We start from the raw sequence: 26,517 nt of genomic DNA, 5'->3' as shown, positions 1-26,517 counted from the left end.
CTTTCAAGCCTACGTGCGCCCCTATCTTCGAAGTAGCAACTTTATTATTTCAAAGTAAATTTTCAACCTATGGCTACTTCACTGACGTACGCGTTTAACCGCGACCTGCTATTGAATCTCATTAACACACCGGGATGCGACAAAGTCGTATTCTCCCTGATCAACCTGGTGAAACCCCGGAAAACGGAAGCATACATGTATGTTTTCGCAGAAGCCTACAGTGGCAACGAACCCATGCTGGGCATTCCAGGCGAAAAGGGATGCCCTACACCTCCAGGCTGGCAAGAAGATCCACCTCCCGGCGATACCGACCGCAGTATGCTGGCAGTAACGCCTCAATTTTCTGTATCGCAGGCCGACCTGTTGCCCCTGGTAGTACAAAATGAATTGGTAATGGAAAACACCAATCAGTTTTTGGTACACCTCGACGCAGAAAATAACGAGGATGGAATGGAACCTTTTATATCTTTAACCTGCCTGAAAGCGAACAGAACTGTAAAATTGCCTGCTATAAAAGCCACCCATTTTACGGCTACTGCTTCCGGTTCTGTTAATACGATGCGGAAAACAGCTTAAATATATCCAACGGTTTGATCCTACATATTTTATACAAAGTCATTCCCTACCTGGATATTGCAGCTCCCCTGGCAGCCCTGCTCTTTGCCTGTTACAGGAAAGAAAGGAAGCTGGGGGAGCACTTTTATATCCTTGTATATTTATGCACACAGTTGGCCCTGAATACCTGGGGCAAGTTGATCATGCTACTGGTAAAACCCAATCCCAACAACCTGTTTCTCTACCAGATCAACAGCTTTGCTTCCTTTGTGATCATTTCCCTGTATTACTTTGCCAAATGGAAGCCTTACCTGGATAAGAAGCGGTTGTACATCCTGTACACTTACTTCCTGATCTTTATTTTGCTTATCCTGGCAATTATCTGGCAGGAAGATCCGGAAGCATACAATAGCCGCAGCGCCAGCCTTGTCTCCCTGCTGATCTGCATTTATACCTCCATGTACTATTATTCCAAATTGAACAATCCTGAGATAGAAAATATTACCGCTACCCGCTCTTTCTGGTTTACAACCGGCTTCTTCCTCTATTACGGGGGCAGCTTTTTTATTGTTTCCAGCTACAAACTACTGTCGCAGGTGAATAACTCTAAGTTCAGTATGTTATGGTTAGTGCATAATATTATATTTGCAATGATGTGTATCCTGTTTTCAATCGGATTCAGATGCAAACGTTCTCAGCAGATATAATCGTTATTGTTGTCAGCACCTTGTTTGTGTTGCTGATCATCTCTGCTATTGTTATATTCACCTTTCTCTACCAGAAACGCCACCAACGGTATATGAAGGAAAGGGCCGACTTACAAACCGGCTTCCAGCAGATCCTGCTGGAGTCTCAGCTGGAGATCCAGGAACAAACCCTACAAACCATTTCACAGGAAATACACGACAATATAGGGCAGGTGTTAAGTCTGGCCAAGCTCAACCTCGGCACCATGGATATCAACCAGCTTGATCAGCTGCAACAGAAAATGGATGATTCCAAAGGCCTGATCGGGAAGGCCATCCAGGACCTGCGGGATATATCCAGAAGCCTCAATACCGACTATGTATCGGAGATGGGTCTGCTGCAGGCCATCAGTTATGAACTCGAAATGATCCGCAAAAGCGGCGCCTATACCACCAGCCTGAAAACAGAGGGGCTACCGGTTAAGCTCGAAGCGCAAAAAGAGCTGATCATCTTTCGTATGGTGCAGGAAGTGATCAATAACATCATCAAACATGCGAAAGCCAGTACCATCCTGATACTGCTCACCTATAAGCCAGACACCTTCAGCATTGCCGTGAATGATAACGGCACCGGGTTTGACCTTACCCCCCTGAATGCCGGCGAGAACACCAAATTTGGATTGGGCATCCGCAACCTGCACAAACGGGCCCAGCTTATTGGCGCTCATTTTTCCATTGCCAGCACACTGGGAATCGGTACTACAGTCACCCTGCACCTGCCCCTTTCTATCCATCATGCCGGGACAAGCTAACCGCCCATCCACCTGTCCGGAATCATCCGGCACATTGCAACTGCGCGTATTTCAGCCTTTTATGACAAAGGTGTTTTTCTCGTATTTGGCTCCGCAAAACACGGTTTTTGTATGACATACGTCAAACCTGTAGCCAATTCAGTAAATTACATAATGCGTCTTCGTATCAAATGAAACACAATGGGGATCATACACGAACATGAGATTATCAAAACGAAGCTTGAGATACAAGAGCAGGCACTAAAGAATATCGTACAGGAAATTCATGATAATATTGGCCAAATACTGAGTCTGGCTAAATTACATTTAGGTACCCTCGATTTTTCAAAGCCTGAAGAAGTAGCTCAGAAAACGTTTAACAGCAACCAATTAATAGGTAAGGCGATCAAAGACTTGCGCAACCTGGCCAGGCATCTCGATGCCAACCATATCAGCCGGGTGGGCTTGTTTAAATCGATAAGCTATGAACTTGGTTTTATGCCTAAAGAAAGGGCAGCGGATCCGCTATTGACCATAGCGGGCAGTATGGGGATATTGAATAAAGAAACAGAGCTGATGCTGTTCCGGATCGTACAGGAGGCTATCCGTTATTTCATTGAACACAGCAGCACATCTGTCATAGCTATCCAAATACAATGCCCTGAAGATGTTTTGCTGATCAGCATACTAAATAAAGAGATGCAGCAGGGAAATGTACAACCAGCTAATCAGTCGAACGAGCAATGGGAGCTGATCCAGTGCCGGTCGGCCCTTATTGGCGCCAGCCTGCAGGTAGATCACCCCGCAAAGAATGAAACAGCTATTCATATCACCTTTCCATTTTCAAATCACTAAACCTGCATTATATGCAAGAGAACAAAACCAGGGTAGCGCTTATTGATGACCATGTTTTATTACGCAATGGATTGGCCAGCATGGTCAAGAATTTTGACGGCTATTCCGTATTGCTGGAAGCAAACAACGGCAGGCATTTTATCGACCAGTTGAAGAACAGTACCGTACCCGATCTTGTGCTCATGGATATCAACATGCCCGATATGGATGGTTTCGAAACAACCATCTGGTTAAAACAACATCATCCCGATGTGCGGGTACTGGCACTTTCTATGTATGACAATGAACAATCTATTATCCGGATGTTGAAGAATGGCGCCCGCGGTTATATACTCAAAGAAACAGAACCCAAAGAATTCAAGTGCGCCCTGGACTCCGTGATCAGTAAAGGATATTATTATTCCGAAATGGTGACCGGTAAAATGATCCATGCTCTCAACAACCTCGAAGACGATAATCACAGCATCAAGCCACTCATTTCCCTCAATGATCGTGAAATAGAATTCCTGAAACTCGCCTGTACAGAACTTACCTACCGGGAGATTGCCGACAAGATGCACCTGAGCCCCCGCACCATTGATGGTTACCGCGATGCCTTATTTGACAAGTTAAGCGCCAAAACAAGGGTAGGGCTGGTGTTGTATGCTATCAAGAATGGTATTGTACAGATCTGACATTAATACAAAAGGCCAGCTCAAAAGCTGGCCTCTTTATAAAAATTATTGAACGTTGCTCTTTCTTAATTCAACACACTGTTCTCCTTCGCTACTTCAATCCCCTTTTGCTCTTTGATCGCACCCCAGCCTCCCAGCACATTGTGCAGGTTATGGATGCCCTGGCGTTTCAGCAATGAAGAAGCGATCACGCTGCGATAACCACCGGCGCAATGCACATACAGGTTTTGTGTTTCCGTTATATTCGCCATCACACCAGGATCCGTCATTTCATTCAGTGGCATGTTCACAGCACCGGCTATATGGCCATCGCCAAACTCTGTTTCCCGGCGCACATCGATCACCACCAGGTTCTTATCAAAAGGAATATCCATCGCCAGTTCGTCCGCTTCCACATCAATGATCAGGTCAATCTGCTCACCAGCGGCTTTCCAGGCTTCTACTCCACCTTGCAGGTAACCCTGCATTTGCGAAAAGCCCACCCGCGCCAGGCGCACCACACTTTCTTCTTCCTGCCCTGCTTCCGTAACCAATACAATGGGTTTATCGAAAGGCAACAGACTGCCTGCCCATTCTGCAAAACGACCTTCCAGGCCAATGAAGATAGAGCCCGGTACAAACTGCTGCGTAAAATCAGCGGCTTTACGCGTATCCAATACGATCACATCTTCCTGGTTCTTCCATTCTTTGAACGCAGCTACAGACAAAGGAGTCAGGCCTTTGTTTAAAATGCCTTCCAGGCTATCGTAACCTTCTTTATTGATCCGCGCATTGATAGGAAAATACTGAGGGGGTAATGCCAATCCATCCGTTACTGCCTTGATAAAGTCTTCGCGTGTTTGTGGTTGTAAGGCATAATTCGTTTGCTTCTGCTCACCGATGGTGCTATGCGTCTCGGGCCCCAGGTTCTTGCCACAGCTGCTGCCGGCGCCATGCGCAGGATATACGATCACCTCATCGGGCAGGGTAGCTATTTTTTGCTGTAGGGAATCGTACAACATAGAAGCGAGTTCTTCCTTGCTAAGATTGCCGCTGCTCAGATCGGGCCTGCCCACATCACCTACAAACAGCGTATCACCCGTAAACAAGGCATAGGGAGCATTATTTTCATCGCGCAACAGGTAACAGGTAGACTCCAGGGTATGACCCGGTGTATGCAACACTTCGATCGTAAGGTCTCCTAACTTAAACTGTTCACCATCTGTTGCCAGGTGGATCGGAAAATTCGTTTCCGTAGCCGGACCGTATACAATGGGCGCCCCCGTAGCTTTTTGCAGATCGAGGTGGCCACTTACAAAGTCCGCATGAAAGTGCGTTTCAAAGATATATTTGATCGAACTGTTTCTTTCCTTCGCCAGTTCCAGGTAACCAGCAATATCCCGCAAGGGGTCAATGATCACTGCTTCACCTTTACTTTCAATGTAATAGGCTGCTTCACTCAAACAGCCAGTGTATAATTGCTTTATAAACATGGATGCAAAGTTAATTCTTAAAAAGCAAAAAGCAGAACATGGGGTTCCATGTCCTGCTTTATAAGCAGATTATCAAAAGGTTAAACCGGCTGATCAGCTATTCAGATCTTCTACGCACTCCATGATATGCGCCACTCGGGCACTATTCACAGAATAATAGATGAACTTGCCATCCCGCTCTGTTTTTACAATCCCAGCCCTGCGAAGAATCGCAAGATGTTGTGATGCTACAGACTGTTCAAGTCTGAGCCGCACATAGATTTCAGTGACGGTGAGGCGCTTTTGCTCATCTATGAGCTTTAGAATTTGCTGGCGCAACTTGTGGTTGAGCGCCCGCAGGATCATTGCGGCCTTTTTCAGGTTTAGGAAGTCAACCTTTACGGAATCCCCATGTACGCCGTCTGCATTCAGCACCATGGAGTAGTTGCTTGTTACGTTCATGTGCACATCAGAGCTTTTAAAAATTTAATAGGATAAGCGAGTGCCAAATTTACAAGAAAAAAAATACTATGTGAATTAAAGGTCTATAAAAGTTTCACTTAGTTTAATTTTTTATATGAGAGTAGAATTCCTTGAGATAAGCGGGCTCCGCATAGGCCAGGTCTGCCCACATTTTCCGCTCAAACCTTTGTTCAGCTAGCTTTCCAAGGTCAGCTGCGGAATACTCTTCTCCCTCATAAAACGTTGCATTTGAATGGTTACATAGGGGTTTCCACTTACCAATAGCATTTCCACAGAAAATTAAACGATTATTCTCTAACTCTTTGTTAAAAGAATTATTGTCTAAAACACGTGCACCACCCGGAATAACTACCTCCAAATCCATACTATAGACGGCGGTAAATACTTCCATCCTGCGGGCATCGATCATAGGACATAATAAGGTGGGTACCAGAGGAGATTGGCCGGATGACAATCCCATAGCCCCCCGCGTTGCATAAGCGATCACTTTTAATGTACTCTCTGTAATCAACGGAATATGAAGTGCATAGCACAGTCCCTTAGCCGTGGCCAGCCCCACACGCAGCCCTGTATAGGAACCCGGCCCCTCCGTAACTGCCACTGCTTCCAGCTGTTGCATGGTATAACCCGCTTCCCGCATCAGTTGCGCAATAGCGGCCTGCACCCATCCCGCATGGTCCTTTTGTTCACGGTTTACCATAGTCGCAATACATTCACCATTGGCAGCAAGGCAAATGCTGGCGTTTTGCGTAGCTGTGTCTATATTCAGTATCAACCCCATTGTTAAAAACGAATAATCAATGTATTATGATGCCAGATGGCTATTAAATGCATACGATCCGATCAAAAAGATTTCTTTTCCCGCCATCGGCAGCCCATCATGGATGACCTTCACCCGCCGCAAGCTCCTGTTCCAGGGCTGGCGCCAGCGCATAGCGTTCATCTGTACGACTCAACTCCTTCAACAATGCCGCGATATTTTCCAGGCCAATGGCCGCACTCCACTCAAATGGCCCCATCGGATAATTAGTACCCAATTTCATCGCTGTATCGATTTCGGCCCTCGTACTTACATCTGCTCCCAATGTGTAATAGGCTTCATTGATGATCATGGCCAACACCCGCGGCGTAACCATACCACCAATATCCGGCACCAGCTGGTAACGCCATTGCAAAACACCGAAAACACTTTCGACAGCAGCTTGCTGCCCTGCATCAGTTAGCGCAATTTCTATTACAGGTCTGCGTAACAAAGTAGGCCAGCCATTGATCCTTATCACCTTTGTACCAGTCACTTTCCCGGTCCAGGGTACAGCATTCACAAACAAAGGTTTGCCATTCACTGGTTTCACCCTGGCTATCCTTTCCGGATCGGCTGTATACAGCAGGTCGAAATAAGCGTCTGCTTCGATCATCAACAGCGAACGCAGCGAATCGGCCCACACATACTCCACTCCTGCCGGTGCTTCCCTGGCAAGCCACTCAGCTTTCAACACCTCATCGGCCAGTATGGCAATGGTCATGGCAAAAAATTTACGCAAAGTAAGCCCTAATCGGCATTCCGCAATCGCCGCCCACAATACATCCAGGCAAATAGTAGCTTTTCCACGCCCGAAACACGAAACCCAAAACTCGAAACACTAAACCCGAAATCCCAAACCCAAAACTTCCTGTATTTTTGGCCCATGGAAAAAAAGATTATCAATACCAGCAATGCACCGGCCCCTATTGGCCCCTACAACCAGGCTGTTCAATTGGGCGGCTTGTTATTCGTGTCCGGTCAGATAGCCATTAACCCTGCCACCGGCAATATCGACGCAACTGATATTTTTGGTGAAACACACCAGGTAATGCACAACCTCAAAGCTGTACTGGCAGAAGCTGGTATGGATTTCAGCCACATAGTCAAGACCACCATTTTCCTCAGCGATATGGCCTTTTTTGCTACCGTGAATGAAGTATACGGCAAATATTTCCAAAGCAATTTTCCCGCCCGCGAAACCGTAGCCGTAAAAGGACTGCCCAAGAACGTAAATGTCGAGATCAGCGTGATCGCAGGAAAGTAAGAGGAAACACTATATAATAAGAAGGCCGAAAGACCGGAAGCTTGCTATATCTCAGCAACATGATCCCGGCTTTTCGGCCTTCTGTATTCTAAATTCTGTATCCTATATTCTCCTCCCTACTTCAACACCCCCAATTCCTTTCCAATCTTCGTAAAAGCGGCAATCGCTTTATCCAGGTGCTGCTGCTCATGACCCGCACTCAACTGCACGCGGATCCTCGCCAAACCTTTAGCCACCACCGGGAAGAAGAAACCAATTACATAAATACCTTCTTCCAGCAATTTGGCCGCAAAGTTCTGCGCTATCACGGCATCATACAACATAATGGGCACAATCGGGTGATCACCCGGTTTGATATCGAAGCCCGCTTCCGTCATCTTGCTGCGGAAATACTTCGTATTGTATTCCAGTTTGTCCCTTAATTCAGTGGTTTCTGTCAGCAGGTCCAGCACCGCGATCGATGCCCCCACAATACTGGGCGCCAGCGTATTCGAAAACAAATAAGGCCTGGAGCGCTGACGCAATATCTCGATCACTTCTTTGCGTCCGCTGGTAAATCCACCCGAAGCACCGCCCAGCGCCTTACCCAACGTACCCGTAATGATGTCGATCTTTCCCATCACACCACGGTACTCATGCGTACCACGACCCGTTTTACCCAGGAAACCACTGGAATGACATTCATCGATCATAATAGCCGCATCATACTTCTCTGCCAGCTCCACAATTTTATCCAGCTGCGCAATCGTACCATCCATGCTGAATGAACCATCCGTGATAATAATACGGCTACGCTGCGCCTGTGCTGCCTTCAGCTGCGCTTCCAGGTCTTCCATATTGTTGTGCTTGTACCGGTAACGCTGTGCTTTACACAAACGCACCCCATCAATAATGGAAGCATGGTTCAGCTCATCCGAAATAAGCGCATCCTGCTCATTGTACAAGGGTTCAAACACACCACCATTGGCATCAAAAGCCGCTGCATACAGGATCGTATCTTCCGTACCCAGGAATTGGGAGATCTTAGCCTCCAGCTCCTTGTGAATATCCTGCGTACCGCAAATAAACCGCACACTACTCATGCCATAGCCACGATGGTCAATGGCTTTCTTGGCAGCCTCCACCACCTTGGGATGAGAGGACAGCCCCAGGTAATTATTCGCACAGAAATTCAACACCTTCTTACCGTTCACTACTATTTCAGCTCCCTGCGGAGATTCAATAATGCGTTCTGTTTTATACAATCCGGCAGTCTTGATTTCTTCAAGTTCAGTAGCCAGCCTCTTGACTAAATTTTCATTCATGGAAAGAGCGTTTTTTAGATAAGGGCACAAAAATAGCAATTTGGGATACTGCTCATTTGAAATTTTCTAAAGCCCTGTCGCACAACCACACATTATAAAAAACAAAAATACGGCCCGAGCTACAGAGAACCTACAGAGAACGTTCAGAGAAGCTACAGAGAACCTTGAGAGAAGATCACCCGGGGATCTTCCGTAGATTACCCATACATTATCAATGGATTACCTGATCCCGTCCTACTATTCCCCTTGAAAAAAGGCTGGAGATTCTGTACGGCAACTTAAAAATATCGATTGCTGGACTTGACCCTTTCAAACAGGGACCAAACCCGGACCAAACAGGGACCAAACTCGGACAAAAGACGGATATTGGGCGTGTTTAAAGCCTCTTTAACTCGTATTTGCATATATTTTACTTAAAATATGACCTATGTATGCGCCGGTCCAAATATAACCCTCTCTACAGTCGGAACATTTCTCAAGAATTCAACGGCATTGCTATAATAGTCTGGAAAGGGTCAAATACGTCCAGCGGGTATTGGGTATTTTTTGCCGGTAATCCGCCTAAAGCAGCCAATTTTCAGATTTCTTTACCATTCCTGTAACATTTTGGCTATAACTTCGTCTTATAGATCAAATGGCCTCGCTTATGATTCGCAAATCCTATTTACGGGCTTTTATTATGCTGCTGATAATTACAGCCGGCATATTGGTATTTGCCGCCAGCCGGGCAGGCAAAACAACTGAAGACGGTGTATGCAGTGAATCAAAGGACCAGTGCGAAAAGCCCAAGGCCCAGGGCGAATTCATGATCCTGGAGGCGCTCAACCGGGCAGTAATGGTTACAGCTCATTAATCAACCTTGATTATCAGAATTTTATGATAGAAAAGAGGCCCCGAAAGCCTCTTTTTACTTTTTAAGGCAAAAAGAATAGGGGTGCTGTAACATTTAAACACCCTTCCACGTATAACTAATAGACAGCCTTACAAGCACATTAATGAGACAGGACTTAGCTTATGACTGAAAAAGAGTACAACCAATGTGTCACAGAGTATGCGGATAACGTGTACCGGTTCATCCTGAAAAACCTCCGCCATGAGGAGGATGCAAGGGATGTGGTACAAACGGCATTCGAGAAAATGTGGATCAACCGGGCCGATGTAGACGGTACCAAATGCAAGAGTTATTTGTTTACCGTAGCCTACCACCAGATGGTCGATCACCTGCGCAAAGCAAAAAGAGTGAGCCTGAAAGATGAGTTTCGCGATGATGCCAAAGTTTACGACCGGCCCATGCACAACACCCGAAAAGTGCTGGAAATGGCGCTGGCGCAACTCAACGAAACCCAACGCTCACTGGTATTGCTGAAAGATTATGAAGGTTACTCTTACACAGAAATTGGAGAGATCACGGGATTGAAGGAAAGCCAGGTGAAAGTGTATTTACACCGTGCCCGCGTGCAGTTAAAAAACTATTTGGTCAGCCCTGAAAATGTGTTATAGCATGAACATCACACGCCATAATTACGAAGAATTCTTCCTGCTGTATGTCGACAATGAACTAAGCATTGTACAGCGCAAAGCCGTGGAAGCTTTCGTGGAAGAAAATCCTGACCTGCGCACTGAGCTGGTCATGTTGCAGCAATCCATCCTGCCGGCCAATGAGCCCGTCGTGTTCATGAACAAAGAATTATTGCTAAGAACCACTTCGGCGCCCAACCCCGTTAATGAAACCAATTGCGAAGAATATTTTGTACTCTATGCTGATGATGAGCTCACCAACGAACAAAAAGACCAGGTAGAACAATTTGTATACAGGAACCCACAGCACCAGGCCAGCTTCGAATTATTCCAGCAGGTGCGCCTGATGCCCGATACCTCCATTGTATTTGCAGATAAATACACTTTATACCGCAGCGAAGAAGAAGACAAAGCACCTGTTGTAAGAATGCGCTGGTGGAAAATCGCTGCCGCAGCTGTTGTACTCTTGTTTGTGGGAGCAACCACCTGGTATACCCTCACCAAAGATGGAGGTAAGGTACAACCAGGCGGAGAAAAGAATGTTGCCAAAAACACTGAGGCCCCACAGGTAAAACAACCAACACCTGCCATCAAGGAACAAACTCAACAGAACATTGCCGCTACTACTGATAAAGTAATTGCACCCGACCAGACAACGGCACCTACACCTGATTTAGCGACCAATAAGGAAGACAAGAAGAATATTGATCAACCTGCACGGGTAGTACCAGTTCCTGTTAAAGACAACAAAACAACAGGCTTCGCAACCGTTAACAAGAAAGAAAGAAAAAATATTGAGGCTCCCCGTAACATTCCAGAGGTGATAAACGTACCACAAGAAGAAGAGAAGAAGATGGCTGTACGGACAGATCTGGATAAAGAAAAAACGAACAAGCCTTTAACAGCAAGCACTGTAGGAGAAACAAACAAGCTTATTACAACTCCTACCGGGTTAACAGCGCATGAAATAGAAAAGAACATCAATGCAAGCATGGCAACGCTCAACCCTGTTTCAAAACCCGACTATCAAGATGAACCTTACTATCCAACTGAACCTGATAATAAGAAAAACAGAATGCGTGGCTTCTTCCGGAAGGTGTCCCGTGTTTTTGACAAAGCAACCAATGCCGATACGGACCATGAAAAATCAAGCATCCGTATAGCAAGTTTTGAATTCGCGTTAAAATAATCTCCATTACACAAGTAAATTTAGAAGTATGAAAAGGATGTTAACCCTCCTGGCGGGAATAGGTATGGCATGTTCAGCAATGGCTCAAACAGATACCACCACCCAGCAACCCAAAAGCGATACAATCCGGATAGGTAAGATGATCATCGTGCGCTCAGGCGGCGGAAGCGCCAAAGAAGACAATGACCGCGAAAGGACCCGTGTCTACCGCCGTAAATACAAGCCCTCCAACATCAGCACCAATTGGCTGATCCTCGACCTGGGCTTCACCAATTTCAATGACAAGACCAACTATAGCAGTCTCGAAGCACAGGCTTTTGCACCGCTATCAAATGAAGACTGGTTTAAACTGAAAGCCGTAAAATCTTCGAATGTCAATATCTGGTTCTTCATGCAGCGCCTCAACCTCATTAAGCATGCGGTAAACCTGAAATACGGCCTCGGCATCGACATGAACAACTACCGCTTCAAAGAGCCCGTTAAGTTCCTCACCGAGCCCCGTACTACCGTGATCATGGACCTTGCCACCAAGTACAGCAAGAATAAACTGGTGGCCGAGTATGTGACCGTGCCCATGTTGCTGGAGTTCAACTTTACCCCTCAGCGTGAAAGAGGATTTAGCCTGGCGTTTGGCGCCAGTGCAGGCTACCTGTATGCCAGCCGCCAGAAAACCATCACCGATGCAGATGGCAAACGTAAAAAGCGTGATGATTTTGACCTCCGCCCCTGGAAGCTCCAGTATTTAGCCGAGCTGGGATTAGGCCCTGTAAAATTATACGGTTCTTATGCTTCTGAAAGCATCTTCGAACGTGGATTGGACCTCACCCCCTACAGTGTAGGTATCAGGATCAGCAGCTGGTAGAGCCAATGTACAGCCATGAAAGTACGATCGCTGAGGATGAACAACCAGGTTCACCTCAGCGATTTTTTATTTCCTGTTCACCAGGTAAGCTCCCACAATCAAACACACAATGCCGATCATCTTCTGCAAAGTGATCGGACTTGGCTTCATCCCCAAAATCCCAAAATGGTCCATCAGCAAGGCCGTGAATAACTGCCCCGCAATAATGAGCACAAACATATTCGCCGCCCCGATCTCCATGACCGACACTAACACTACCGTTACCACAAATACACCCAGCAGGCCCCCGGTAAACTTATACCAACTAATATCACTATAGGCCGATAAAGCCGGAATGGTTTGTTTGGAAAACAATAACATCAGCGCCAGCACCAGCGTGCCCCCCAGAAAAGAAATAAATGCCGCCAGTATTGGATGACTGATAGCTGCCCTGAGCTGGGCATTGATCCCCGATTGAACAGTCATCGCCACACCGGCCAATACAGGCAGTATATAGAAAAGCAGTTTCATGTACAGTTTTAATTTAAGTCAGCAAGTTCATGAATATCACGGAAAATTACAATTAAGGGTCAAAGAGGCAGCAATCTGGAGTGCGGGGACATCCGCCCCGGTCCGGCATAAAATATAACAGTCGCAACAATCGCTTAACCAGAAATGGCAGAAAAATTGCTTATAATTTTCCACGGAGCACTTTGAATATCCCTTATTGTCTGTGTACCGTGTTAAAACTTATCCCCATGAAAAATATTTTTATTTCCTCATACGTTCTGTAGGAGGTGATCCTGTTAAAAACATTATTCATTAAAAGCTTACCCATCGCCTGGTCTCTACGCAAAACCATGGTAACCATGAAACGCCAACATTTCGTCGCGCTGCTCCTTGTATCCGTTGCCGGCTTAGCCGCCTTTAAAACCATCGAAACAAGGGTGATCAAGAAAAGATTCTTTAGTGGTAATGAGCCTACGGGTACTGTATACATCATTGTAGACAAATCAGACTATGAACTGCAGGTCTATGATGAGGAAGGCTGGTATGCCACCTACCCCGTAGTATTTGGCAATAAAGACCTCAACGATAAAATGGTGGAGGGCGATCGTAAGACACCTGAAGGTACCTTTAAGATCATTTCTAAAAGACCTCACGAGAAATGGCATAAAATGCTGATGCTGGATTACCCCAATCCCGAAAGCATTGCCAAATTCAACCAACGTAAAGCCAAAGGCCTGATTCCCAAAAATGCCAAAATTGGTGGCGGCATTGCCATCCATGGCACCTGGCCCAATGACAACCTGGTGGTAGACGATTTCACCAATTGGACCAATGGCTGCATAGCCGTTAAGAATGATGACCTCGACGAACTGGAAGCCTATTTACCAATAGGCACCAAAGTAATCGTGCGTCGCTAACCCGTGGGCTTTGAATGCGGGTGGGTGAGCCGGGGAAGCATCCCCTGGTTCAATTATTCAGTAAGAAAGACTTTATTTCCCGTTTCCATTTTTTTGGCTCCTTTTTACAGAGGGATTCATGTTTGGCTGTTTCATAAACTACCAGCTTTTTACCCTTATACGGTATATTGTCGAAGATAGTTTCAGATTCTGTCCTTGTTACCCGTGCGTCCAGGGCGCCATGCTGCACCAGCACCGGGCAGTTTATCTTTTTAGCATACTCCTCCGGATTGAGACCAAAGGCCCAGAATCCCCTTACCGTACCACCCCAGAAGGTAAGTAAGGCTGCAATGGGTTGCTCCGGTAAACCCATCGTGCGTATCCTGCCTTTGGCAGCCGCCGATAAAGTACCATACGACAATTCAAGGATCACCTTCTCAGGCTTCACATCATAGACAGCAATAGCCCGCGTAATGGTGGCCGCCCCCAGCGATACACCCCACAACACAATATTTTTCTCCCCTTTGGCGCGTATATAGTCATAGGCAGCTTTCACATCAGCCGCTTCCCGGTAACCAATCGTCGATACATTCCCTTCACTATTGCCATGCGCCCTGAAATCCATCAACAACGTATTGAACCCAAGACTGTGCATATAATAAGCTTCATCCAATATTTTCCCGCTGGATGATCCATGCCCATGGAACAAGATCACCGTTCCTTTGGCGCTGTCTTTGGGTATATACCAGCCCCGCAGGCGCAGGTGATCGGCGGTCAATAAGGAAAGCGTATCAAAAGGAATGTTGGGGAGGATATCGTTGACCGACTTGGGATATTGCAGGCCAAACAAGATCACTTTTGTTTTATCCCAGCCAGTCATTTGCTCGGGCTTTTTTACAACAGTGTCTTTATCATCGTAGAAGTAAGTGAAGCGGCAGGCATGAAAGATAGCCATGATATTGAGCAGCACGATCAGGACGGCCAGTACCCGCAATGCCCTTCGTAATAGTCTCATGAGTGGGTTTAGTAGTTTTACAGACGCTGTTTTGATCGCCTGAAATGGGTTATCCTCGTGCTCCTTTTCTCCATGAATCTGGCATGAATATCGCTCCTAAATAGCGTGCAGATCCTATCCTTGAAAGACCCAATTAACTTTGGGAGATAGAACAATCCATATAACATTGGTAATCAGAAAACGGCCAATGTTTCCGTCTCTATGAAAACCCCATATTCACTCCAGCCATGGGGTTTTCTTTTATATGTACTGCCCTATAATTTTCCGTTCTTGATCTCTTCCACTACTGAAGGGTCCAAAAGGGTAGAAGTGTCGCCTAATTTATCAGTTTCCCCCTCTGCAATTTTACGTAGTATTCTCCGCATGATCTTACCACTTCTTGTCTTGGGAAGGCCACTTACAAACTGAATCTTATCGGGCTTGGCAATCGCCCCAATGATACGCGCCACCGTTTGTGCTATATCCTGGCGTACCAATTTATCATCGTGATCACTGCTGCCCTGGTAAATTACATAAGCATAAATGCCCTGTCCTTTGATATCATGGGGATAACCCACTACCGCACTTTCCACTACACCCGTATGCATGTTGATCGCATTCTCCACTTCCGCCGTGCCAATACGGTGGCCGCTCACATTCAACACATCATCTACCCGGCCGGTTATACGATAATTACCGTTCTCATCGCGCAGGCAACCGTCACCAGTAAAATACAGGTTGTCGTAAGTAGCAAAATAATTCTGGCGGCAGCGCTCATGATCTCCATAGGTGGTACGCAACATACCAGGCCAGGGGAATTTGATACAGAGGTTGCCACTCACCCCATTGCCTTCCACTTCTTTCCCGTTCTCATCCACCAGTATGGGCTGCACACCGGGAAGCGGTAAAGTAGCAAAAGAGGGTATGCCGGGTGTAATACCCGCCATATTGGAAATAAGGATGCCACCTGTTTCCGTTTGCCACCAGGTATCTACAATGGGGCATTTCTTCTTACCGATATGTTCATCATACCAATGCCAGGCTTCTTCGTTGATGGGCTCACCTACTGTACCCAATACCTTCAGTGAGCTGAGATCATGCTTCTCCACAGGCCCCAGACCAAAGCCCATCAAGCTGCGGATAGCAGTGGGCGCTGTATACAGCGTATTCACTTTATGTTTGTCAACCACATCCCAAAAGCGGCCTGCATCGGGCCAGGTAGGTACGCCTTCAAACAACAGGCTGGTAGCGCCCGCACTCAAAGGACCGTATACGATATAGCTGTGACCAGTGATCCAGCCAATATCCGCCGTGCAGAAAAACACCTCACCAGGCTGGTACTGGAATACATTCACAAAAGAATAATTGGTATACACCATGTATCCCCCACAGGTATGTACTACTCCCTTGGGTTTGCCCGTAGAGCCCGAAGTATACAATATAAACAGCATATCTTCCGCGTCCATCTCTTCCGCCGCACAGTCCGGATTACCTTGTGTTTCCACTTTCTTTATTTCATCTTCCCACCACACATCACGCCCCTTGATCATAGAAACCGCCGTGCGTGTACGCGTCAATACGATCACCCGCTTTACAAAAGGACATTGCACCAGCGCATCATCGATCACGCCCTTTAAAGGGATCTCTTTATTACCCCGGTAAGCACCATCGCAAGTGATTACAAACTCCGCTTTTGCATCCTGCAAACGGTCCGCGATACTTTGAGCGCTGAATCCGCCAAATACCACCGAGTGGATAGCCCCTATGCGGGCGCAGGCCAATACAGCAATCGCCAGCTCGGGCACCATACCCATATAGATACAAACACGGTCACCCTTTCGAATACCGTTATTCTTAAGCACGTTGGCAAACTGCACCACTTTATTGTAGAGCTCACGGTAAGTGAGTACACGATGGTATTCTTCAGGATCGTTAGGCTCCCAGATGATGGCCGGCTTATTGCCCAGCTTCTCCAGGTGACGGTCGATACAATTCTCCGTAATATTCAACTTGGCTCCGCTGAACCATTTGATCGTGGGTTTCTTGAAATCCCATTCCAATACCTTATCCCAGGGCTTGCGCCACTGAAAATGAGATGCTACATCACTCCAGAATTCTTCGGGATGATCCACACTCTTTTTATATGCTGCCTGGTACTGCTCTGCTGACCTGATCTGGTAGGGATATGACATAGACTGATCGTTTTCCTTGTTTTTGGGCCTTAAAAATACAACAGTTTGAATTTGAAAATGGGAGGAATCGAAAATTTGAAAATTATTTACGGCAACGTTGCCACTTACTGCCATAAAGGGGAGGTGTACGGGAAAAAATTGATGATCTTATAACAAACTCCCGCAGATTGATAGACTATGCTGTGCATCAGTTATCCTATATTGTCTTGGTTACACAATCTCAAAACTTGCTTCATCGTGCGGGATATTCAATTTTTCAAATTATCTTCCCTCCATGAATCAAACGACTGCTGCACCCGCAAGCATAATCCGCCAGGTGATCGTTGCATCATCCGTAGGTACCATGATCGAATGGTATGATTTCTACATCTTCGGCATGCTCGCCAAAACGATCAGTACACAATTCTTTCCCGAAGGCAATGCTACTGCTGCCCTGCTAAGCACCCTGGCCATCTTTGCCGCAGGGTTTATCGTTCGCCCTTTCGGCGCCCTCGTGTTTGGCCGCCTCGGCGATATGATAGGTCGTAAGTACACATTCCTCCTTACGCTGATCCTGATGGGAGGTTCTACCTTCCTCATTGGCCTCGTGCCCAATTATAAAAGCATTGGGATGGCTGCCCCTTTGCTGGTATTGGCCCTCCGGTTGATACAGGGTCTGGCCCTGGGTGGTGAATACGGCGGCGCGGCTACCTATGTGGCTGAATATTCGCCCGCCAATAAACGTGGTTATTATACCAGCTGGATCCAAACCACCGCTACCCTGGGTTTGTTTGTAGCCCTGGGTGTCATCATGCTGGTAAAGCTCAATATGACCGATGAACAGTTCAATGCCCCCTGGGGCGGCTGGCGCTATCCTTTCTGGGTATCCATCTTCCTGGTGATCGTTTCCATCTATATCCGGATGAAGATGGAGGAGTCCCCCATTTTCACCAAACTAAAAAAAGAAGGAAAGACCTCTTCCAATCCATTAAAAGAAAGCTTCCGCAATAAAGCCAACTTCAAAATGGTATTGCTGGCTTTGTTTGGCGCCGTAATGGGCCAGGGTGTGATCTGGTACACCGGCCAGTTCTATGCCCAGAGCTTCCTGGAAACAAAATGCGGTCTCGAATTTGAACAGAGCCGCACCATCATGCTGTGGGCCATTGCTTTTGCCACCCCTTTCTTTCTCTTCTTTGGCTGGTTGAGCGATAGGATCGGTAGAAAATGGATCATGCTCACCGGCATGTTCCTGGGCGTTGTATTATACTATCCTATCTTTTCCACTTTCCTGAAGGATACCGATTCCAAAGAATGGTATAAAACCGAAAGCAAGCTCATTCAGGAAGACCGGAAAATAACACCAATTGAAGGAGGCTCCATTTTTCACCGCACCGCCCACTTTGAAACACCCGATGGATCAAAGTATACCCAGGTATTTACCGATACGGTGCTCATTAATAACGCTGGCGCCCCACGCAGGTATTTCGAACTCTCCAATCCCGTATTGACTAACAAGAAAGTCAATACAACCACCTATTTCAAATTCACTTTCCTGGTGTGGATCATGATCGTACTGGTCACCATGGTATATGGGCCTATTGCTGCCTTCCTGGTAGAGATGTTCCCTACCAAGATCAGGTACACCTCCATGAGCCTGCCCTACCATATCGGCAACGGTGTATTTGGTGGCCTGGTTCCTTTTATCGGGTTATTGCTAACTACCACCTTCCCTCAAAATCCATTGGTAGGCCTTTATTACCCCATCGGTATTGCCGCCCTCTGCTTTGTGATCGGCAGCATTTACCTGTCCAACAAAATTGATAAAGACGTAACTGATTAAAAGCTCTTGTATGAATACGCTCAAGAAATTATTAGGTATTATATGGTTGCTGCTGGGGCCCGTGGTTATTTACTTCCTGGTCCAGGGAGCCATTACCCATATTGACCCGGCCGGTAAGAAAGACATCAACAACCCGGTCATCTGGATCATTATTATCACCATTTTCACCCCCATTGCCGTGGGCCTCATGATCTTTGGCTATTATGCTGTGAAAGGTGAATACCAGCACCTGCCCGAAAACTCGAACGAGTTGTAAAAGGTTGGAATACAGTTGACACCTTTCCTCTTCGTTGCAAACGACAAGGTGTCAACTGTACCCCCAGCTTACAAGGAAAGAAGGCAATTCCGGAAGCCCCGGAAATGTTTAATAAACAACACAATAAATGCCCCGTTGACCGTTTTAATGGCAACAACAGGCAGAACCTGTTCACCAGCAATAGAACTGTCTGGGCAGCGTCATCAAATTGTTAAAAAAAACCAAACGCCATAACAATTCCCCGGTTCCCGGGTTATATTTGCATTGTACGTAAAGTGATTATGAAGCAGGCACATAAAAAATACCAGGCAGTCCCGCCCCGGAAGATCTTTCCGGCGGTTGGTATGATGCTGTTATTGCTCCTGCTTACCAGCATGAACTTCTTTATTTACGCTTCTCCCGAATCTTCCATTAAAACATGCTGGGCATCATCCAACGATGAAGAATCACCGGAAACCAACAATCCCTGTTCGCCTTCCGGCCCCGATGAAAAAGCGCCTAACAAGCCAGTCTCTGTAAACGAAGAATACATTCACGAAGGGCCCGATCTGGACCATCCCTTCTGGATCGATCCCATGTTTGCTCACAAGATCCATGAAACAGAGAAATTACAGATCGTACACTTTGAACTGATAACGCCTCCTCCCAAAGCGTAGTCTTTCTCCCCGCTTGTCATACCAGTACGTTTCATTCAATTTTATTTCTTAACCCCCTTTCCGGTAACAGGAAAAGGTATTGCTGTCGATGCAATGGTAAGATCGCGTTCAAAGTGGTCTTAACAGGTGTGCCGGCATACAATCCTGTCTCATTTTTCTAATAATTATTGTTATGGTGCAAAAGCCTAAAAGCTATTTACGTTCTCTTGGTGCAGACTTACCGGCTTCGGTGGTTGTATTCCTGGTGGCCCTGCCTTTATGTCTTGGTATTGCGATAGGGTCAGGCGCACCTCCATTTGCAGGTCTTATTGGCGGTATTGTGGGTGGTATTGTTATTGGCGCCTTAAGCGGCTCTCAATTGAGTGTGAGCGGACCCGCAGCCGGCCTTACCACCATTGTACTGGCCGCTATTACCAAACTCCAGGTGTATGAAGCCTTCCTGGTGGCCGTGGTATTGGCAGGTCTCATCCAGATCATACTGGGTTTTCTGAAAGCCGGAGTGCTGGGTGATTATATCCCTGGCGCAGCCATTAAAGGCATGCTGGCCGCCATCGGTCTGATACTTATATTAAAACAAATACCTCACCTGTTGGGCGACGAGGGCGATTTCGAAGGTGATGAATCATTTAAACAACCCGGTGGCAACAATACTTTTACACAGGTGTTTTATGCGTTCAAGAATATCCTGCCCGTGGCGCTGGGCATCGGCCTGCTATCACTGGCCATCATTATTGTATGGGAAAAGATCTCCAAAAAGTCGAAAGTATTAAGACTGATCCCTTCTGCCATGATCGTGGTGATCATAAGTGTGATCATCAATGAATGGCTGAAGGCCAACAAGCCTGACCTCGCATTGGGAGCTTCTCACCTGGTGTCAATCCCGATGGCCAGCACACCGAAGGAGTTTTTATCCTTCTTCACCCATCCCGACTTTAGTTACCTGGGTAATATAACGGTGTGGACAAGCGCATTGACCATTGCCATTATAGCCAGTCTGGAAACCCTGCTCAACATTGAGGCATCTGATGAGCTGGACCCTTACAAGCGGGTGACCCCCACCAACCGGGAGTTGAAGGCCCAGGGTGTAGGTAGCATTGTATCTGGTTTAATAGGTGGTTTACCGCTTACTTCCGTGGTGGTACGTACTTCGGCCAACGTCAATGCCGGCGCACAAACAAAAATATCTGCCATCTCACATGGTATATTGCTCTTGTTGTGTGTGGCCCTGATCCCGGGATTGCTGAGCCTGATCCCCTTCTCGGCCCTGGCTGCCGTACTGATCTACACCGGTTACAAGCTCACCAAACCCTCTTTGTACAAAGCCTTTTACAAAAAGGGCCTGGACCAGTTCCTGCCTTTTGTGATCACCGTGGTGGCCATCCTGTTGACCGACCTGCTGGTAGGTATCCTCATCGGCTGTTGCATAGGTTTGATCTTCGTATTGCGCAGTAATTTCAAATCGGCTGTATTTGTTGTCAACGATGACAACAAGTACCTGTTCCGCCTGCGCAAAGACGTATCCTTCCTCAACAAGCCCATCATTAAAAGAAAGCTGGAACAAGTACCCGAAAATTCCTACGTATTGATCGATGCCGCAAGGGCCGATTTTATAGACAAGGATGTAATTGAGGTAATAGAAGATTTCCAGAAGCATGCCCCGTTGAAGAACATCACGGTGGAACTGAAGAAGAGTGTATATAAGGAGCAGGGATTTCATACTCCCCATCCAAAAGAACTTGTATTATCCAAAAACTAATTATTATGAACTCATTCGAAAGGTTACTCCTCGAAAATAAAGCCTGGGCTTATGAGACCCAGCTGGAAGATCCCGGTTTCTTTGATCGCCTCTCAAAAGGCCAGACACCGGAATTCCTGTGGATCGGCTGCAGCGACAGTCGCGTGCCAGCCAACCAGATCACCGGCACCAATCCCGGTGAAATATTTGTGCACCGCAATATTGCCAACCTGGTAGTTGACAATGACATCAACCTGCTCAGTGTGCTGGAATATGCCGTGATCCACCTCAAAGTAAAACACGTGATCGTGTGCGGCCATTATGGCTGTGGAGGTGTGAAAGCCGCCCTGGGCAATGAAAGCCTGGGCCTGCTGGACGAATGGCTCATCAATATCAAGAACACCTACCAGGACAACCGCTCGGTGATCGACAGCATTACCGATCCGGAAGCCAGGGTGAACCTCCTGGCCGAATTCAGCGTACGTCAACAGGTGATCAACCTGTCGAAGACCGATACCATCCGCCGGGCATGGGATAAAGGCACCCGGCCACATATCCATGGCTGGGTGTATGGTTTGAAAGATGGCTTGCTGAAGCCTGTATACGACATTGCACCGCCGGTTAAAGAACCGGCTTATGCTATACTTTGATGGTAGTCTGTGTACCCCTTGCAAAGGCCCGGTAAGCATCGCTTAGCCGGGCTTTTCTTTTTACGCCACTCACGCTGTTTTGTCATTTCACCCTTTTTCATTTCGACCGCAGGGAGAAATCCGCTATCGAAGCAAAGGCGCTCGCAGCTCGCAGCTCACCGCTCGAAGCTGTATTCACGGCTTCACGCCCGGGTACCTGCTCGTCACCAGCAATTCATATTCATCCCTTGCTTTCAGTTTTTTGATCAGCTGGTGCAGTTCGGCCGAATCATTCGAATCATCGTATACCTGGTCGTGTGCCAGTATTACCAGGTGTTCCGGTATCCTGGTCTTGTTGCCGGCAAACAAGCTGTCGATCTGCAACAGCAGCTCATCCGACTTATTCTTCAGCGTAAAGCTCTTATGGTCATAATGCCATTCCAGGTCCCAGCCGATGATGGTAAATCCTGCCTGCTGCAGGGAATCAGCCGCGGCAGCGCTCTTCTTCAGATCAGTATAACTAAGGGTATCTACCCGCCAGATATTGCGGCCGGGTGTTCGGGTAATGGTATTGGTAAGCTCCAGGCTGTCCCGGCAGCGCTTAAAATCGTTGACTACAGAATCGGGTTGTTCATAGAATTTGTTGTACCGGTTGTGCCACGCATGGGTATGACTGTGGTTGCACAACTCGATGGAGCTGTCTACGCGAAGGCTGTCCCAGGTAGCGCGTTGAGAGGTGCTGGCAAATACATGCTCGCCAATGAGGAAGAAAGTAACAGGCACCTGTTCCTGTTGTACGATGCCCAATACTTTGCGGGTCCCTTTATTGGGACCATCATCAAACGTAAGATAGATCTTCTTCTTTTTCTTCTTACGTACAGGTGGAGTCGTTTTCTCCACTGCCTTGACGGTTGGTTGATTGTTGAATAAAATGGTGTTGGTTTCGCTTTTCCGGGTCGATTTGGCACAGGCCATCAGTACCAGCAAAAGAAAGAGCGGGCGGTAGGTTGCAAAGGCGGTAGGACCGCCTTCGTCATCTTGGGTTTCCATACTTGTTGAGGGGAAATTTTAGACTATTAAGTTATAACAAGGAAGGGCCGCTATGCAAATTGTTTTGGTTAAAGATTGTTTAAATGCCAAAATCGTCATTCAGGAAACGGCAATGGGTGGGTGCGTAAATTATCTTAAATTTACTGTTACAACACTTGCCAATGAGCCGTAAAGAAGAGGTACTACAGGATGTGGTGATCAAGTTTGCCGGAGATTCCGGCGATGGTATGCAATTGACAGGCAGCCAGTTTACCAACAATACTGCCTTGCTGGGCATCGACCTGGCCACTTTCCCCGACTTCCCTGCCGAGATCAGGGCCCCCCAGGGCACCCTGCCAGGTGTAAGCGGTTACCAGCTTCGCTTTTCCAGCGACCGGATCTTTACCCCGGGCGATGAATGCGATGTGCTGGTAGCCATGAATGCTGCAGCACTCAAAACAAACCTCAAGGCACTGAAAAAAGGAGGCAAGATCATTGCCAATACTGACGGCTTCGATACCAAGAATTTACGGCTGGCCAATTATCCCGATGGCATCAATCCCCTGGAAGATGAAAGCCTCAGCAATTACGAGGTAATTAAGATAGACGTTACCAAAATGACCCGGGAAGCGTTGAAGGACATTACCATGGGCACTAAGGAGAAGGACCGCGCCAAGAACATGTTTGTACTGGGCTTTCTGTATTGGATGTATAACCGTGATATGGTCAATACCATCCAGTTCTTCAAAGATAAATTCGGTAAGAAACCTGAAATACAGGAAAGCAATATCCGGGCGTTACAGGCCGGTTATAACTTCGGCGATACCACGGAAACATTTACGACCACCTTCCGCGTGGAGAAAGCTAAGATGCCGCCGGGTGTTTACCGCTCCATCATGGGCAATCAGGCCCTGGCTTATGGGCTCATCGCTGCCTCCCAAAAGAGCGGCCTGCCTTTGTACCTGGGTTCTTATCCTATAACACCAGCTTCCGATATCCTGCATGAACTAAGCAAATACAAATCCTTTGGCGTAAAGACCTTTCAGGCCGAAGATGAAATAGCAGCCATCACTTCCGCCATTGGCGCCGCTTATGGTGGCTCCCTGGGCATCACTACCACCTCAGGCCCTGGCATGGCTTTAAAAGCCGAAGCGATGGGTCTAGCCGTAATGATGGAGATACCCTTGCTGATCTGTAATATTCAACGTGGCGGTCCTTCTACAGGCCTGCCTACCAAAACAGAGCAAAGTGATCTGCTGCAGTCTTATTACGGCCGCAATGGCGAATGCCCTATGCCGATCGTATCGGCCTCTACTCCCAGCGATTGTTTTTCCGCTGTATATGAAGCCGTGCGTATCGCCATCCAGCACATGACACCAGTGATCTTCCTGAGCGATGGATATATTGCCAATGGCGCCGAGCCCTGGCGCTTTCCCAAGAGCGATGAGCTGGTTCCCATAACGGTGAAATTTAAAACAGAGCTGGGACACGGAGAGCCTGCCTTCCAGCCTTACCTGCGTGATGAAAAGCTGGTACGTCCCTGGGCTATCCCCGGCACACCCGGGCTGGAACACCGCATTGGCGGACTGGAAAAGCAAAACATTACGGGTAATGTGAGTTATGATCCGGACAACCACCAGCTGATGGTAAAGATCAGGCAGGAAAAAATAGAAAAGATCGCCGACTATATCCCCGAACAACAACTGGACAGCGGTCCTGAAAAAGGCAAACTGCTGGTATTGGGCTGGGGCAGTACTTATGGCGCCATTAAGAGTGCTGTAGCTGAATTACAGGCAGAAGGCTTTGCCGTAAGCCATGCCCACCTGCGGCACCTGCGGCCTTTCCCCAAAAACCTGGGCGACATGCTTCAGCACTTCGACCAGGTACTGATCCCGGAGATCAACAATGGCCAGCTTATTAAGATCATCCGCGACCAATATTTTATAGACGCCAAAGGGTACAATAAGATCATGGGCATACCCATTACCAAAACAGAACTGGTGATGAAATTGCGGGAAATGCTGGGATCGGCCAATTAATTGGCGGGCACATTGGGTTGTAACAGGAAGGCAATGGCAAAAGCCAGTATGGCCCCTATCAAACCAAACATGAAGATATTGTAGCTAATGCGGAGAAACTTGTATTTGCGCGCCAATACCACCCCCAGGAAGTAAATATCCTTGATCATACTGCTGTTGAGGTATTCATTGTCCTTCATCATTTCCTTCATGGCCCAGTCATACTCATGCAAAGACATGTTGTAGAAGTTGCCAAAGAACAGCAGGTTGATTTTCTTATTCTTTATATCTTCTTCTGTAAAAGTTCCCTTGGTAATATTGGGACGGGTAGCCAGGATGGCAAATACCACGGCGCCCAGGCATACTACCAATAAGATAATGGTGGGCCAGGTAAATTCGGGATAGAATTGCAGCTTACCCAACAGTACCGATACCATGATCGACATCACAATGGTGTTTACCGAGATCATGATATTGGCTTTGCTATCCGCCATTTGGCTCAGGTTCACATGGTTTTGGGACATAATGCGAAACATGGTAGAGATACCGCGTTCCGTGCGCTCGCCCTTTACTTTTACCTTGGCTGTTTTATGATGCTCGGGATGGCTGGTGGCCGCTTCTACCGGTTTGGGAGGGATGTTCTTAATGGCCTGTTCAGCCGTGTCTACCTGCTCTTCAGGTGCTTTTTCCAATAGCGCCGCTAAATGCCGCTCCTTTACAGGCTGCAGGTTCTTACGGGCATAGTCGGTAAAATAGCGGTGCTGCTGCAGGAAGAAGATGTTCTTTTGGCGCCACTCCTTCTTGCTTAGCTTTTTGTCGAACAGCATGTTCAACTCTTTCCGCAGTAACTTGTTCTTTTCATCAAACTGGTCATTGCCCAGGTGAAAAAGGTCGGCATCACAAAGTATCTGTTCTGTAAGGGTGACCGGGCATTGGGGCCATTGGGTGGCCATGATGGCATTGCCCACCTGTTCAATAACAGCGGCATCTACCTGGTGCTGTTGGAGGAAATCGGTGGCAATCTCTTTACTGACGGTCTCATGCCAGCGGGCATTGCCACTGGAATAACCAGTATCATGGAACCAGGCAGACAGCAATAGTACCAACCGGTCATTTTCCGGCAACTGGTAGTAATTGGCCAGTGTAGTGGAAGCTTTCACCACATCGTTGGTATGGTCAATATTGTGGAACAGAAATTCCGGTTTTACACGGGTAGCAAAGAAATGGGTGACGAAGCGTTCTGTTTCCTGCAATAAAGATTGACTGTCCATGGACATGACCAGGTTATTTTAGCTGTCTAAATTAAGCAATAAAAGATTGTATATTTAGAAGAATTAATCGGCAACTTTGTACTTTAACGCCATTGGCTT

General features: G+C 47.2%; 27 protein-coding genes. 17 read left to right on the top strand and 10 right to left on the bottom strand.

The features are described 5' to 3' along the window. Positions 1 to 69 precede the first annotated feature (69 nt). The 5 genes from D3H65_RS24975 to D3H65_RS24955 all read left to right on the top strand — a co-directional run bounded on the left by D3H65_RS24975 (position 70) and on the right by D3H65_RS24955 (position 3,561). Entirely contained in the window at positions 70 to 576 is a 507-nt protein-coding gene (locus D3H65_RS24975) for a hypothetical protein (RefSeq protein WP_119052915.1), read from the top strand. Positions 577 to 590: 14 nt separating this feature from the next. Beyond that, positions 591 to 1,262, top strand: a complete 672-nt coding sequence (locus D3H65_RS24970) for a hypothetical protein (RefSeq protein ID WP_119052914.1) — start codon at positions 591 to 593, stop codon at positions 1,260 to 1,262. Next, entirely contained in the window at positions 1,238 to 2,053 is an 816-nt protein-coding gene (locus D3H65_RS24965; protein WP_119052913.1) for a sensor histidine kinase, read from the top strand. Before D3H65_RS24970 ends, D3H65_RS24965 begins: the two co-directional genes overlap by 25 nt. 180 nt (positions 2,054 to 2,233) lie before the next feature. Beyond that, positions 2,234 to 2,887, top strand: a complete 654-nt coding sequence (locus tag D3H65_RS24960; protein WP_119052912.1) for a sensor histidine kinase — start codon at positions 2,234 to 2,236, stop codon at positions 2,885 to 2,887. 11 nt (positions 2,888 to 2,898) lie between these two features. Continuing rightward, entirely contained in the window at positions 2,899 to 3,561 is a 663-nt protein-coding gene (locus tag D3H65_RS24955; protein ID WP_119052911.1) for a response regulator transcription factor, read from the top strand. A gap of 65 nt (positions 3,562 to 3,626) precedes the next feature. Here the strand turns inward: D3H65_RS24955 and D3H65_RS24950 are convergent, their stop codons facing one another. The 4 genes from D3H65_RS24950 to D3H65_RS24935 form a co-directional block, all read right to left on the bottom strand. Then, complete coding sequence (locus tag D3H65_RS24950) at positions 3,627 to 5,033, bottom strand: MBL fold metallo-hydrolase (RefSeq protein WP_119052910.1); 1,407 nt, start codon at positions 5,031 to 5,033, stop codon at positions 3,627 to 3,629. Between the two features lie 93 nt (positions 5,034 to 5,126). Then, a complete protein-coding gene (locus tag D3H65_RS24945; RefSeq protein WP_119052909.1) occupies positions 5,127 to 5,474 on the bottom strand; it encodes an ArsR/SmtB family transcription factor in 348 nt (115 codons plus the stop codon). A gap of 103 nt (positions 5,475 to 5,577) precedes the next feature. Next, positions 5,578 to 6,276 carry a tRNA (adenosine(37)-N6)-threonylcarbamoyltransferase complex dimerization subunit type 1 TsaB gene (gene tsaB, locus D3H65_RS24940; protein WP_119052908.1) on the bottom strand — a complete coding sequence of 233 codons (699 nt, stop codon included), beginning with the start codon at positions 6,274 to 6,276 and terminating at the stop codon, positions 5,578 to 5,580. Positions 6,277 to 6,373: 97 nt separating this feature from the next. Then, positions 6,374 to 7,018 carry a 3-hydroxyacyl-CoA dehydrogenase family protein gene (locus D3H65_RS24935; protein ID WP_119052907.1) on the bottom strand — a complete coding sequence of 215 codons (645 nt, stop codon included), beginning with the start codon at positions 7,016 to 7,018 and terminating at the stop codon, positions 6,374 to 6,376. 162 nt (positions 7,019 to 7,180) lie between these two features. On the opposite strand from D3H65_RS24935, the gene D3H65_RS24930 reads away from it, so the two are divergent. Then, positions 7,181 to 7,561: a RidA family protein gene (locus tag D3H65_RS24930; RefSeq protein WP_119052906.1), complete on the top strand. Its 381-nt coding sequence runs from the start codon at positions 7,181 to 7,183 to the stop codon at positions 7,559 to 7,561. 116 nt (positions 7,562 to 7,677) lie between these two features. On the opposite strand, the gene kbl is transcribed toward D3H65_RS24930, so the two are convergent. After that, positions 7,678 to 8,865 carry a glycine C-acetyltransferase gene (kbl, locus tag D3H65_RS24925; protein WP_119052905.1) on the bottom strand — a complete coding sequence of 396 codons (1,188 nt, stop codon included), beginning with the start codon at positions 8,863 to 8,865 and terminating at the stop codon, positions 7,678 to 7,680. Between the two features lie 646 nt (positions 8,866 to 9,511). Here kbl and D3H65_RS24920 point away from each other — a divergent pair. The 4 genes from D3H65_RS24920 (at position 9,512) to D3H65_RS24905 (ending at position 12,434) form a co-directional block, all read left to right on the top strand. Next, positions 9,512 to 9,718, top strand: a complete 207-nt coding sequence (locus D3H65_RS24920; protein ID WP_162915807.1) for a hypothetical protein — start codon at positions 9,512 to 9,514, stop codon at positions 9,716 to 9,718. A 161-nt stretch (positions 9,719 to 9,879) separates the two neighbouring features. Then, complete coding sequence (locus D3H65_RS24915; RefSeq protein WP_119052903.1) at positions 9,880 to 10,365, top strand: RNA polymerase sigma factor; 486 nt, start codon at positions 9,880 to 9,882, stop codon at positions 10,363 to 10,365. Position 10,366: 1 nt separating this feature from the next. After that, positions 10,367 to 11,572 carry a hypothetical protein gene (locus tag D3H65_RS24910; protein WP_119052902.1) on the top strand — a complete coding sequence of 402 codons (1,206 nt, stop codon included), beginning with the start codon at positions 10,367 to 10,369 and terminating at the stop codon, positions 11,570 to 11,572. A 28-nt stretch (positions 11,573 to 11,600) separates the two neighbouring features. Further along, positions 11,601 to 12,434 (top strand): outer membrane beta-barrel protein, encoded by an 834-nt coding sequence (locus tag D3H65_RS24905; protein WP_119052901.1) that lies wholly within the window; start codon positions 11,601 to 11,603, stop codon positions 12,432 to 12,434. A 66-nt stretch (positions 12,435 to 12,500) separates the two neighbouring features. Here the strand turns inward: D3H65_RS24905 and D3H65_RS24900 are convergent, their stop codons facing one another. Next, positions 12,501 to 12,944 carry a DMT family transporter gene (locus D3H65_RS24900; RefSeq protein WP_119052900.1) on the bottom strand — a complete coding sequence of 148 codons (444 nt, stop codon included), beginning with the start codon at positions 12,942 to 12,944 and terminating at the stop codon, positions 12,501 to 12,503. Between the two features lie 338 nt (positions 12,945 to 13,282). On the opposite strand from D3H65_RS24900, the gene D3H65_RS24895 reads away from it, so the two are divergent. Beyond that, positions 13,283 to 13,840, top strand: a complete 558-nt coding sequence (locus tag D3H65_RS24895; RefSeq protein WP_119054652.1) for a L,D-transpeptidase family protein — start codon at positions 13,283 to 13,285, stop codon at positions 13,838 to 13,840. Positions 13,841 to 13,889: 49 nt separating this feature from the next. Here the strand turns inward: D3H65_RS24895 and D3H65_RS24890 are convergent, their stop codons facing one another. Both D3H65_RS24890 and acs read right to left on the bottom strand, forming a co-directional pair. Further along, entirely contained in the window at positions 13,890 to 14,834 is a 945-nt protein-coding gene (locus D3H65_RS24890; RefSeq protein ID WP_119052899.1) for an alpha/beta hydrolase, read from the bottom strand. A 254-nt stretch (positions 14,835 to 15,088) separates the two neighbouring features. Then, positions 15,089 to 17,005 carry an acetate--CoA ligase gene (gene acs / locus D3H65_RS24885; protein WP_119054651.1) on the bottom strand — a complete coding sequence of 639 codons (1,917 nt, stop codon included), beginning with the start codon at positions 17,003 to 17,005 and terminating at the stop codon, positions 15,089 to 15,091. A gap of 274 nt (positions 17,006 to 17,279) precedes the next feature. Here acs and D3H65_RS24880 point away from each other — a divergent pair, with 274 nt between their 5' ends. From D3H65_RS24880 to D3H65_RS24860, 5 genes are all read left to right on the top strand, one after another. Continuing rightward, a complete protein-coding gene (locus D3H65_RS24880; RefSeq protein WP_119052898.1) occupies positions 17,280 to 18,824 on the top strand; it encodes an MFS transporter in 1,545 nt (514 codons plus the stop codon). 10 nt (positions 18,825 to 18,834) lie between these two features. Further along, a complete protein-coding gene (locus tag D3H65_RS24875) occupies positions 18,835 to 19,080 on the top strand; it encodes a DUF6814 family protein (protein ID WP_119052897.1) in 246 nt (81 codons plus the stop codon). Positions 19,081 to 19,361: 281 nt separating this feature from the next. Beyond that, a complete protein-coding gene (locus D3H65_RS24870) occupies positions 19,362 to 19,736 on the top strand; it encodes a hypothetical protein (RefSeq protein ID WP_119052896.1) in 375 nt (124 codons plus the stop codon). A 172-nt stretch (positions 19,737 to 19,908) separates the two neighbouring features. After that, positions 19,909 to 21,492 carry a SulP family inorganic anion transporter gene (locus D3H65_RS24865; protein ID WP_119052895.1) on the top strand — a complete coding sequence of 528 codons (1,584 nt, stop codon included), beginning with the start codon at positions 19,909 to 19,911 and terminating at the stop codon, positions 21,490 to 21,492. A gap of 5 nt (positions 21,493 to 21,497) precedes the next feature. Further along, entirely contained in the window at positions 21,498 to 22,121 is a 624-nt protein-coding gene (locus D3H65_RS24860; RefSeq protein ID WP_119052894.1) for a carbonic anhydrase, read from the top strand. Between the two features lie 174 nt (positions 22,122 to 22,295). On the opposite strand, the gene D3H65_RS24855 is transcribed toward D3H65_RS24860, so the two are convergent. Beyond that, positions 22,296 to 23,150, bottom strand: a complete 855-nt coding sequence (locus tag D3H65_RS24855; RefSeq protein ID WP_119052893.1) for a polysaccharide deacetylase family protein — start codon at positions 23,148 to 23,150, stop codon at positions 22,296 to 22,298. 161 nt (positions 23,151 to 23,311) lie between these two features. Here D3H65_RS24855 and D3H65_RS24850 point away from each other — a divergent pair, with 161 nt between their 5' ends. Next, a complete protein-coding gene (locus tag D3H65_RS24850) occupies positions 23,312 to 25,168 on the top strand; it encodes a 2-oxoacid:acceptor oxidoreductase subunit alpha (protein ID WP_119052892.1) in 1,857 nt (618 codons plus the stop codon). On the opposite strand, the gene D3H65_RS24845 is transcribed toward D3H65_RS24850, so the two are convergent. Beyond that, the gene (locus D3H65_RS24845; protein ID WP_119052891.1) at positions 25,165 to 26,424 is read right to left on the bottom strand and encodes a Pycsar system effector family protein; all 1,260 of its coding nucleotides are present in this window, start codon (positions 26,422 to 26,424) and stop codon (positions 25,165 to 25,167) included. The genes D3H65_RS24850 and D3H65_RS24845 overlap by 4 nt on opposite strands. Between the last annotated feature and the right edge of the window lie 93 nt (positions 26,425 to 26,517).

This window comes from Paraflavitalea soli (assembly GCF_003555545.1).
GTDB classification, from domain to species: domain Bacteria; phylum Bacteroidota; class Bacteroidia; order Chitinophagales; family Chitinophagaceae; genus Paraflavitalea; species Paraflavitalea soli.
This window is presented reverse-complemented; position numbering and strand designations above follow the sequence as displayed.

What these genes read in the sequence shown, in the direction of transcription:
- D3H65_RS24905 (WP_119052901.1), top strand. Translation starts at nt 11,601, where the DNA reads ATGAAAAGGATGTTAACCCTCCTGGCGGGAATAGGTATGGCATGTTCA.
- D3H65_RS24920 (WP_162915807.1), top strand. Translation starts at nt 9,512, where the DNA reads ATGATTCGCAAATCCTATTTACGGGCTTTTATTATGCTGCTGATAATT.
- D3H65_RS24850 (WP_119052892.1), top strand. Translation starts at nt 23,312, where the DNA reads ATGAGCCGTAAAGAAGAGGTACTACAGGATGTGGTGATCAAGTTTGCC.
- D3H65_RS24960 (WP_119052912.1), top strand. Translation starts at nt 2,234, where the DNA reads ATGGGGATCATACACGAACATGAGATTATCAAAACGAAGCTTGAGATA.
- D3H65_RS24890 (WP_119052899.1), bottom strand. Translation starts at nt 14,834, where the DNA reads ATGAGACTATTACGAAGGGCATTGCGGGTACTGGCCGTCCTGATCGTG.
- D3H65_RS24875 (WP_119052897.1), top strand. Translation starts at nt 18,835, where the DNA reads ATGAATACGCTCAAGAAATTATTAGGTATTATATGGTTGCTGCTGGGG.
- D3H65_RS24870 (WP_119052896.1), top strand. Translation starts at nt 19,362, where the DNA reads ATGAAGCAGGCACATAAAAAATACCAGGCAGTCCCGCCCCGGAAGATC.
- acs (WP_119054651.1), bottom strand. Translation starts at nt 17,005, where the DNA reads ATGTCATATCCCTACCAGATCAGGTCAGCAGAGCAGTACCAGGCAGCA.
- D3H65_RS24900 (WP_119052900.1), bottom strand. Translation starts at nt 12,944, where the DNA reads ATGAAACTGCTTTTCTATATACTGCCTGTATTGGCCGGTGTGGCGATG.
- D3H65_RS24955 (WP_119052911.1), top strand. Translation starts at nt 2,899, where the DNA reads ATGCAAGAGAACAAAACCAGGGTAGCGCTTATTGATGACCATGTTTTA.
- D3H65_RS24930 (WP_119052906.1), top strand. Translation starts at nt 7,181, where the DNA reads ATGGAAAAAAAGATTATCAATACCAGCAATGCACCGGCCCCTATTGGC.
- kbl (WP_119052905.1), bottom strand. Translation starts at nt 8,865, where the DNA reads ATGAATGAAAATTTAGTCAAGAGGCTGGCTACTGAACTTGAAGAAATC.
- D3H65_RS24945 (WP_119052909.1), bottom strand. Translation starts at nt 5,474, where the DNA reads ATGAACGTAACAAGCAACTACTCCATGGTGCTGAATGCAGACGGCGTA.
- tsaB (WP_119052908.1), bottom strand. Translation starts at nt 6,276, where the DNA reads ATGGGGTTGATACTGAATATAGACACAGCTACGCAAAACGCCAGCATT.
- D3H65_RS24935 (WP_119052907.1), bottom strand. Translation starts at nt 7,018, where the DNA reads ATGACCATTGCCATACTGGCCGATGAGGTGTTGAAAGCTGAGTGGCTT.
- D3H65_RS24860 (WP_119052894.1), top strand. Translation starts at nt 21,498, where the DNA reads ATGAACTCATTCGAAAGGTTACTCCTCGAAAATAAAGCCTGGGCTTAT.
- D3H65_RS24855 (WP_119052893.1), bottom strand. Translation starts at nt 23,150, where the DNA reads ATGGAAACCCAAGATGACGAAGGCGGTCCTACCGCCTTTGCAACCTAC.
- D3H65_RS24965 (WP_119052913.1), top strand. Translation starts at nt 1,238, where the DNA reads ATGCAAACGTTCTCAGCAGATATAATCGTTATTGTTGTCAGCACCTTG.
- D3H65_RS24895 (WP_119054652.1), top strand. Translation starts at nt 13,283, where the DNA reads ATGAAACGCCAACATTTCGTCGCGCTGCTCCTTGTATCCGTTGCCGGC.
- D3H65_RS24950 (WP_119052910.1), bottom strand. Translation starts at nt 5,033, where the DNA reads ATGTTTATAAAGCAATTATACACTGGCTGTTTGAGTGAAGCAGCCTAT.
- D3H65_RS24865 (WP_119052895.1), top strand. Translation starts at nt 19,909, where the DNA reads ATGGTGCAAAAGCCTAAAAGCTATTTACGTTCTCTTGGTGCAGACTTA.
- D3H65_RS24975 (WP_119052915.1), top strand. Translation starts at nt 70, where the DNA reads ATGGCTACTTCACTGACGTACGCGTTTAACCGCGACCTGCTATTGAAT.
- D3H65_RS24880 (WP_119052898.1), top strand. Translation starts at nt 17,280, where the DNA reads ATGAATCAAACGACTGCTGCACCCGCAAGCATAATCCGCCAGGTGATC.
- D3H65_RS24910 (WP_119052902.1), top strand. Translation starts at nt 10,367, where the DNA reads ATGAACATCACACGCCATAATTACGAAGAATTCTTCCTGCTGTATGTC.
- D3H65_RS24915 (WP_119052903.1), top strand. Translation starts at nt 9,880, where the DNA reads ATGACTGAAAAAGAGTACAACCAATGTGTCACAGAGTATGCGGATAAC.
- D3H65_RS24845 (WP_119052891.1), bottom strand. Translation starts at nt 26,424, where the DNA reads ATGTCCATGGACAGTCAATCTTTATTGCAGGAAACAGAACGCTTCGTC.